The 8963-nt window shown below is 37.7% G+C and carries 7 protein-coding genes; all 7 read right to left on the bottom strand.

What is annotated here, in order from left to right; translation table 11 throughout:
- Positions 1 to 2919 (bottom strand): efflux RND transporter permease subunit (locus BBH99_RS05250; protein ID WP_066692955.1); only part of this gene is annotated, 2919 nt, incomplete at its 3' end.
- Complete coding sequence (locus BBH99_RS05245) at positions 2919 to 4103, bottom strand: efflux RND transporter periplasmic adaptor subunit (protein ID WP_066692953.1); 1185 nt, start codon at positions 4101 to 4103, stop codon at positions 2919 to 2921. The genes BBH99_RS05245 and BBH99_RS05250, both read right to left, overlap by 1 nt.
- Before the next feature lies 1 nt (position 4104).
- Entirely contained in the window at positions 4105 to 4560 is a 456-nt protein-coding gene (locus BBH99_RS05240) for a P-loop NTPase family protein (protein ID WP_066692950.1), read from the bottom strand.
- Positions 4561 to 4676: 116 nt separating this feature from the next.
- Complete coding sequence (locus BBH99_RS05235; RefSeq protein WP_066692948.1) at positions 4677 to 5189, bottom strand: GNAT family N-acetyltransferase; 513 nt, start codon at positions 5187 to 5189, stop codon at positions 4677 to 4679.
- A 436-nt stretch (positions 5190 to 5625) separates the two neighbouring features.
- On the bottom strand, positions 5626 to 5853 hold the full coding sequence (locus BBH99_RS05230; protein WP_066692946.1) for a DUF2007 domain-containing protein: 228 nt from the start codon (positions 5851 to 5853) through the stop codon (positions 5626 to 5628).
- A 61-nt stretch (positions 5854 to 5914) separates the two neighbouring features.
- Positions 5915 to 7240, bottom strand: coding sequence for an L-lysine 6-transaminase (lat, locus tag BBH99_RS05225; RefSeq protein WP_066692943.1), 1326 nt, complete (start codon positions 7238 to 7240; stop codon positions 5915 to 5917).
- 113 nt (positions 7241 to 7353) lie between these two features.
- Positions 7354 to 8904 (bottom strand): L-piperidine-6-carboxylate dehydrogenase, encoded by a 1551-nt coding sequence (gene amaB, locus BBH99_RS05220; protein ID WP_066692940.1) that lies wholly within the window; start codon positions 8902 to 8904, stop codon positions 7354 to 7356.
- Between the last annotated feature and the right edge of the window lie 59 nt (positions 8905 to 8963).

Genomic DNA, 8963 nt, shown 5'->3' with positions numbered 1-8963 from the left:
TCTACACTCCTTCCCTCCCCGCCGCTCTTCCGATCGAACGATAGTTTCACCGTGATGCCTTCTCTGAACCGCAAACTCAACAATCAAAATAGCATTCTTTGCCAATAGTCCCACCAACATGATCAGGGCAATCTGGAAATAAATGTTGTTTTCCAAGCCCATAATCTTCTGTCCGAAGTAAGCACCCATAACCCCTAAAGGAAGGGAAATAACTACAATCAGCGGAAGGATATAACTTTCATACTGTGCAGAAAGGATAAAGTAAACGAAAATCAAACTTAACGCGAAAATCAGAAGGGTTTGAGAACCTGAATTTAATTCTTCTCTTGATAACCCCGTAAATTCAACTGCATAATTTTGATTTAATGCTTCATGTGCTACCTGCTGTACTGCAGCAATTGCATCCCCGGAACTGAACCCTGCAGAGTTAGCTCCTGTAATCTTAACTGATGTAAACAGGTTGTAACGGCTTACAGATTGTGGTCCATATGCTTTTTTCAATGTTACAAACTGAGAGATAGGAGACATAATTCCTGATCCTGTTCTTACATATAATTCATTCAGGTTATCAATACTTTTTCTGTTATCAGGAAGAGCCTGAACCATTACCCTGAACTGTTTTCCATATTTCGTAAAGTCTGCGGTATAAATACCTCCAATATACCCCTGCATTGTTGAAAGGATATCACTTACCGAAACTCCAAGCTGTTTAGCTAACGGAACATTGATGTCCATTTGGTATTGTGGATATTTTGTATTGAAGGAAGTCTGAGCAAATTCTATCTCAGGTCTCTGCATCAGTTTACCGATGAATTCATTCGTTTTAGTATCTAAATCTGCATACTCGCCTCCTGATTTATCCAATAATACCATTTCAAAACCAGCACTACTACCAAAACCCGGTACACTCGGTGGCTGGAAGAATACTACTTTAGCATCCGGAACAGCTCCTGAAATTCCAAATAGCCTCTTGGTGATATCTTCAGAAGTTTGTCCACCTGCTTTTCTTTCTTCAAATGGTTTCAATTTGATGAAGGCAAGACCGTTGTTACTACCATTTCCGGATAAGAAACCTCTACCTGTTGAAATGGTAACATTTTGTACTCCCGGAACCTTCATTGCATTAGCCTGAAGCGTTTTCAATACGTTATAGGTTCTTTCCATAGAAGCTCCCGGAGGAAGCTGAACATCGGTAAAGATAATCCCTCTGTCTTCTGTGGGTACAAAACCTTTTTTCATGGTTCCGCTTGCCCAATATAAAATACCTCCTGTAATGGCAAAGATTACTAAAGTTACCCATTTATGTCTCAATAAGAATACAAATCCTCTTCCATAACGGTCTGTTGTTGTTTTAAAAGCAATATTGAACTTATAGAAAAACTTTTGAAGGAAATTCATATTCTGATACTCTTTGTGGTGCTCTGCATGTGGCTTTAAGAATAATGAACATAAAACCGGGCTTAACGTTAATGCGTTAATTGCAGAAATCACAATCGCTACAATCAGCGTAATACCAAACTGCTGGTAAAATACCCCTGTTGGCCCTTTGATAAACGTTACCGGAATAAATACCGATGCCATTACCAGGGTAATAGAGATAATTGCTCCTGTAATTTCATCCATGGCTTCTACCGTTGCCTTTTTAGCATCGGAAATACCATGTTCCATCTTGGCATGGACGGCTTCCACTACTACAATCGCATCATCCACCACAATACCAATGGCCAGTACTAGTGCAAACAGAGTAAGTAAGTTCAATGAATATCCGAATAAATTCAGGAAGAAGAATGCTCCCACAATAGATACTGGAACCGCAATCGCCGGAATTAATGTAGATCTGAAATCCTGAAGGAAAATATATACTACAATAAATACCAGGATAAACGCTTCAATTAAGGTATGTACAACCTTTTCAATAGAAGCCTCAAGGAATTCATTGGTATCAAAGTTATACGTATACTTTACCCCCTGTGGGAAAGTACTTTCCGCTGATTTAAGATATTCCTTGATATTTTTAATAATCTCCTGTGCATTGGAACCCGGTGTCTGGAAAATCCCCATACTGATGGAAGGATTGTTTCCGTTTTCCCCTATTCCTGAGTAAGACTGGCCTGCCAATTCTACTTTGGCAACGTCTTTCAACATAAGGTTTTGTCCATCTTTAAGGGCTTTGATGATGATATTGTCATACTGGCTCTTATCATTGAATTTACCTACATATTTAATGATATACTCAAAAGAACTTCCACTGTTTTGTCCGATTGAACCTGCAGCAGCCTCTCTACTCTGCTCGTTGATGGCAGATGTAACATCAGTAGGTGTTACGCCATAGGCTGCCATCTTAGCAGGATCCAGCCAGATTCTCATGGAGTAGTTTTTACCGCCGAAAACATTGGCATCCCCTACACCATTAATCCTTTTAAGGTTAGGTATAACGTTGATGTTTAGGAAGTTTTGAAGATATACATCATCCAGGTCTTTATTTTCAGAATAGAATGACATATACATCAGGGCACTCGTCTGCTGCTTCTGCGTTACTACCCCTGAACGGGTTACTTCGGCAGGCAGCAATGGTGTAGCTCTGGCCACACGGTTCTGTACGTTTACCGCTGCAATATCCGGATCAACCCCTTGTTTAAAGAAGATCTGGATGTTGGCAGAACCGTCATTTCCCGCAGAAGAAGTAATGTAATCCATTCCTTCCACCCCGTTAATCTGCTCTTCCAAAGGAACAACTACACTTTTCATTACAGTTTCGGCATTGGCTCCCGTATAGTTTGTGGTAACACTCACCGTGGGCGGGGCAATGTCCGGATACTGTGTAACCGGTAATGCGATCAGTCCTAAAACACCGAGAATCACAATTAAAATTGAGATTACAGTGGATAAAACCGGTCTGTTAATAAAGTTTTTTATCATTAGAATTTCGGTTTTATAGATTGAACAAGACTATCCATTTTGATTGGTTTCGGCTTTACTGCAGTACCTGGCTTCAGCCCTCCGATTCCGGCTGCAATCACAGTTTCACCTTTGTTTAATCCGGATTTGATAAGTGCCATGTTGTCGATTCTGTCAATAACATCAATCACAACATTCTTAGCTGTATCTTTATCTACTTTGTAAGCATAAACAATACCTTGCTGTTCATAAGTAGCACTTTCCGGAACTACCAGCACGTTGTCATATCGTTGTGGGAATCTGATGGTTCCACTATTTCCGTTGCTTAATAATCGTTGAGCATTGGTGAATCCAACCCTGAACTGAATAGTTCCTGTTGTAGGATCAATTTGTCCTGTAATAGCCTCAATTCTCCCTTTTTCAGGATAAAGACTGCCGTTTGCAAGCTGCAGCTCCACCATCGGCAGATTTTTGATTTTTTCAGGTACAGAAGCTCCCGGAACTTTTTCAAGAAAATCAAAATATTCCTTTTCGTTCATAGCAAAATAGGCAAAGATCTGTGAAGTATCAGAAATCGTTGTCAAAGGAGTTTGATCAGATGGACCTACCAAACTTCCCACTTTTAAAGGAAGCTTTCCTACTACTCCTGAAATAGGGGCACGAATGATGGAGTATTCGATGTTGGCTTCTACTCCTTTATAATTAGCTTCAGCCTGTCTTTTTGCAGCATGAGCCTGGGCTAACTGTGCCTGTGCCTGTGCCAATTGAGCCTGAGCAGTTTGTAACTGTACGTTACTGATAATATTTTTCTGAACCAGAGGCTTCAGTTTGTTCACTTCAACCTGTGCTGCATTTACAGATGCCTGTGCTGCAGCAATATTAGATTCAGCAGCTCCGATTCCTGCTTTGGAAGCGGCTGCGTTTTCGGTAAGGATATTGGTTTCCAGACGGAACAAAGGCTGTCCTTTGGTAACATATTGTCCTTCATCTACCAATAGCTGGGTAATATATCCCTGTATTTTAGCACGTACATCATTGTTTACCCTACCCTGAATGGTAGCCGGAAACGTCTGATAACCTACTATATTTTTTGACTCCACAGAAACAACAGGGTACGGCTTGGCACCATCCTGTTTCGGAGCTTCTTTTTTGCAGGCTGTGAGAGAAAGCGCTGCCATTGAAAGTATAACTAGCTTATTATTCATTTTATAGTTTATTAAGAGATTCCTGAATATTTTCTATGTTTTTATTTAAGAGTGCTTTGTAAACTTCTATTCTTTCATTGTATCCATCGTCTTTATTTTTTTTAAAGTTGTTTAAATCATCTAATAATTTTAATTCGTCCCGCATTTTCTGGACAATTTTCTCAAATCGGATTTTCTTGTATTCATCATTGATGAAAAAATACCGTTTCCGCTCATCCATCTTGTTATGATCTACGATGAGCTGCGCATTCAGCAATAATGAAATACTGGTAGAAACAGAACTTTTGCTCGCGGAGAGCACTTCAACAAACTCGTCAAAAGTAATTCCTACTTTCTCATAATCGAAAAGAAGGTAGGAATAGATTTTTGAAGCTAATGGGGGTAGGTTGAAAATGGTGCCATAGAATTTTACGGCATCCTGAAAAATTTTTTCATCAATTTCTATACTTTGGTGCATAATATAAAAATTTGAACAAATGTAAAAATTAGTTCAGAACCAAACGAACAAAGCTGATAGAGATTATAAATACTGGGCGTTTTAAAAATTCAATGAAATTGGATTTAACTTTTGGCCTAAATTATAATCTTCTCAAAAGCCTTTCTCAGCCCATCTCTTAAAAGGACCTCTCCGCAATAGGAATATCCTTTGCCTTCAAGGATCTTCAGCATGGCAATATTATCATGATTGGTATCTACTTTAACACTCTGGATTCCATGAGATCTTGTAAAATCTTCAATATGATCGAACAGTTTTTTTACCATTCCCTGCCCTGCAAATTTTTCATCTACAGCAACCCTGTGTACCACAACAAATTCTCCGTCACTAAGCCACGCCCCTTCAATTTTGCTGTATGCCGGTTCATCGTTAAGAATTAAAGCCGCATATACTGCAATTTCTCCGTCTACAGTAAGCACATATCCAAAACCTTTAGCAATATCACTTTCTACTGTTCCAAGATTGGGATAACCGTTCTGCCACTGTGTGCTTCCGTCCTGTCTTCTTCTTTCAATGGATTGCTGGATGATTCCCCAAATAATGTCTCTGTCTTCAATTTCCGATTTTCTTAGTTTGATTTCTGGATTCATGTTGTTGATTTTGATTAAAAAATCTAAAGTTTAAAGATTAAAAATTAGAACTATTTCCCTTTTGAACCTCTGAATTAAAGCTCGGTTTTTATTAACGCAAAGATTGATTTATAAGGCTTAAAACTTTGAGGGAGCAAAGGTTTCGACTTCGTTGTTGAATAAGCGAATGGCTACCCGTTCGCTTAATGAGAATCAATGAAATTGATTCCTTCTTCGCTTCCTTTAAAATATAATATAGAGTTACTAAAACTTTGCATCAAATTTAAATCTGACCAATACAAACTTCTGGTTCTAATATAAAATAACAGTTCAAGTCATCTTTTAAACATTTAGTTTTTTAATAATTTAAAGATTGATTTAATTAAAAAACCGAAAACTAATTAAGAATTAATTTTCGGTTCGAAGTAGTAAAATTTAAAATTATGAAATTGTTTTATTAATTTTCATTTTGTTGAAGATAAGCATCAATAATTTCAAATGCTTTCTTTTCATCCTGCAGATCCACCATAACCTTTAGCGATGTTGCTGTGGGCGTTGTGGTAAATGTAAGATAGTTGTTTTCAACAGAGTTTGTAATTTGTGCGTCATCCAATTTAGACTTAACCAACTGAATTTCTGAAGGGTTATCACTTTCGTAAACTGACACTCTCGTACTTCTTTCCATATTCTAATTGTTTGAGTATCTAAATGTACAATGTTTTTTTGAAAATTACAAATCTTTGTTTTTAAATTTTATTAATATTATTTTCAATTTTATCTAATGCCAATTGAATTTCTTCTTTGGTAACATTCAGATGTGGTCTGAAACGTAAAGACTGATCACCACAAGGAAGAATGATCAATCCGTCATTGAAAAGTTCAGTCATCATCTTATTTCTGTCTGCTCCGGATGGAAGATCAATAGCACACATTAATCCTCTTCCTCTTGCATTGGAAATTTTTGAAGGATATTTCTCAGCTAATGCTTTTAAGCTTTCTAATAAGAAATCCCCAACTACTCTTGCATTTTCTACAAGGTTTTCTTTTTCGATCACTTCCATTACCAGTTGGAAACGAAGCATATCAATAAAGTTTCCACCAAAAGTAGAGTTGATTCTTGAGCTTTCTCTGAACACGTTGTTCGGAATTTCGTCAAATTTCTCTTTGTTGGCTAATACTCCACAAACCTGGGCTTTTTTACCGAAAGAAATGATATCCGGCTTAGCTGTAAAGTGCTGGAATGCCCACATTTTACCTGTAATGGCAATACCTGTCTGAACTTCGTCAAAAATAAGTAAGATTTCATTGTCATCACAGATTTTTCTTAAGCCTAATAAGAATTCATCTCTGAAGTGGTTGTCACCACCTTCTGCCTGGATAGGCTCAATGATGATACAAGCCACTTTATCAGGGTTCATCAGGATTGCTTCCTCAATCTGAACTAAAGCAAGCTGTTCATTCTTTATTGTTTCTGCTAAATTCTCCTCTGTAATTGGGAAAGATAATTTCGGATTTAGGATTCTTGGCCACTTAAACATTGGGAAGTATTGGTATTTCCTAGGATCAGAAGTATTTGTTAAACTTAAAGTATAACCGCTTCTTCCATGGAAAGCCTGTTTGAAGTGAATACAGATTCCTGCTTCAGTGTCTAAGCCTTTTGCAAAGTTTTTACGTGTTTTCCAGTCGAAGCAAGCCTTCAAAGCATTTTCAACGCCTAAAGTTCCGCCTTCGATAAAGAAAGCATATTGTAATTCTTCAGGAATAACTACTCTTTCAAATACTTCTAAGAAGTGAGCATATTCTTCTGAATAAACGTCTGCCAGTGTTGGTTTATTAACAGCCATTCTTCCCAACCATTCTGATCTTTCTACAAGATACGGGTGGTTGTACCCGATGGAAGCTGATGCAAACATAGAGAACATATCCAGGTATTCTCTGTCTGTAAGTTTATCGTAAAGCCATGATCCGTGAGATTTTTCAATGTCCATCACAAAATCGAAACCGTCTGCCAACACATGTTTTCCAACTGTTTCCTTAACTTTATTTGCTTGTATATCTAATGTGTGTTCCATAATAAATTGTTGTGTGATTTAATAAGTGAATGATTAAAAGATCAAAAGGCTGAGCATTTAATCATTCAGGTTATTAAGTTTTTTATAGTTTTTAATTGCTTTAAGTAAAGCTTTTATAAATCAAATTTAATTCCCTGTGCTAAAGGAAGTTGAGTGGTATAATTTATAGTATTAGTTTGTCTTCTCATATAATACTTCCAGGCATCAGATCCGGATTCTCTACCACCTCCGGTTTCTTTTTCACCTCCGAAAGCTCCTCCGATTTCTGCACCAGAAGTACCAATATTTACGTTCGCAATACCGCAATCTGAACCTGCATGAGAAAGGAATAATTCTGCTTCTCTAAGGTTTTGAGTCATAATTGCAGAAGAAAGTCCCTGCGGAACATCATTCTGAATGGCGATAGCTTCTTCTAATGTTTTGTATTTGATTAAGTATAAAATTGGTGCAAAAGTTTCGTGCTGAACAATCTCATAAGAGTTCTTTACTTCAGCAACACAAGGCTTCACATAGCATCCGGATTCGTAATCTTTTCCAGATAAAACACCGCCTTCAACAATAAATTTTCCACCTTCTTTTTTACATTTCTTGATAGATTCCTGATATTGGTTTACAGCATCAACGTCAATAAGCGGTCCTACATGGTTGGTTTCATCCAATGGATTTCCAATCTTCAATTGTCCGTAAGCTTTTACCAGTCTTGTTTTTACTTCATCATATACATCTTCGTGGATAATCAGTCTTCTAGTAGAAGTACATCTTTGTCCTGCAGTTCCTACTGCTCCGAAGACAGCTCCGATGATAGACATATTAAGGTCTGCTTCTTTAGTAATGATAATGGCATTGTTACCTCCTAATTCAAGGATAGATTTTCCGAATCTTTCTGCTACTTTAGAGGAAACCATTCTTCCTACTCTTGTAGAACCAGTGAAAGATACTAAAGCTACTCTCTTATCATCTACCAGCTTCTGTCCTATTTCATGATCTGCTACCAACACACTTGAAATTCCTTCCGGAAGGTTATTTTCTTTCAGAACTTCATTCATAATATTCTGACATGCAATAGCACAAAGCGGAGTTTTTTCTGATGGCTTCCAGATAGTAACGTTACCACAGATCCATGCTAGCGCTGTATTCCAAGACCATACGGCTACCGGGAAGTTGAATGCTGTGATGATTCCCACTACCCCAAGCGGATGGTATTGTTCGTACATTCTGTGACCAGGTCTTTCCGAATGCATGGTATATCCCTGCAGCTGTCTTGAAAGTCCTACCGCGAAATCACAGATATCAATCATTTCCTGTACTTCTCCAAGTCCTTCCTGCAAAGATTTACCCATTTCATAGGAAACCAGTTTTCCAAGATCTTCTTTATATTCTCTTAACTTTAAACCAAGCTGTCTTACGATCTCTCCTCTCTTAGGAGCCGGGATCAGCCTGAATTCCTGAAATGCCTTTTGAGCCGTTTCAATTACTTTGTCATAATCACTTTCTCCGGAAGTCTTTACTTTTGCAATTAATTTCCCGTCTGCAGGAGATACGCTTTCAATCGTCTTTCCTGAAGCGAAATATTTACCGCCCACTGAAGTCCCTTTATTTTCTTCTTTAATACCAAGGTTTTTGAGTGTTTTTTCGATTCCGAAATCCTTTACTTTTTTTGACATAAAATCTTACTTTTCGTTCTCTCTAAAGATAAAAATATTATGCGAACCTCAAAACTTTA

The organism is Chryseobacterium contaminans (assembly GCF_001684955.1).
GTDB lineage: Bacteria > Bacteroidota > Bacteroidia > Flavobacteriales > Weeksellaceae > Chryseobacterium > Chryseobacterium contaminans.
This window is presented reverse-complemented; position numbering and strand designations above follow the sequence as displayed.

Excerpts from the sequence above, each read along its gene's own strand:
- BBH99_RS05245 (WP_066692953.1), bottom strand. The coding sequence starts at position 4,103 with ATGAATAATAAGCTAGTTATACTTTCAATGGCAGCGCTTTCTCTCACA.
- BBH99_RS05240 (WP_066692950.1), bottom strand. The coding sequence starts at position 4,560 with ATGCACCAAAGTATAGAAATTGATGAAAAAATTTTTCAGGATGCCGTA.
- BBH99_RS05235 (WP_066692948.1), bottom strand. The coding sequence starts at position 5,189 with ATGAATCCAGAAATCAAACTAAGAAAATCGGAAATTGAAGACAGAGAC.
- BBH99_RS05230 (WP_066692946.1), bottom strand. The coding sequence starts at position 5,853 with ATGGAAAGAAGTACGAGAGTGTCAGTTTACGAAAGTGATAACCCTTCA.
- lat (WP_066692943.1), bottom strand. The coding sequence starts at position 7,240 with ATGGAACACACATTAGATATACAAGCAAATAAAGTTAAGGAAACAGTT.
- amaB (WP_066692940.1), bottom strand. The coding sequence starts at position 8,904 with ATGTCAAAAAAAGTAAAGGATTTCGGAATCGAAAAAACACTCAAAAAC.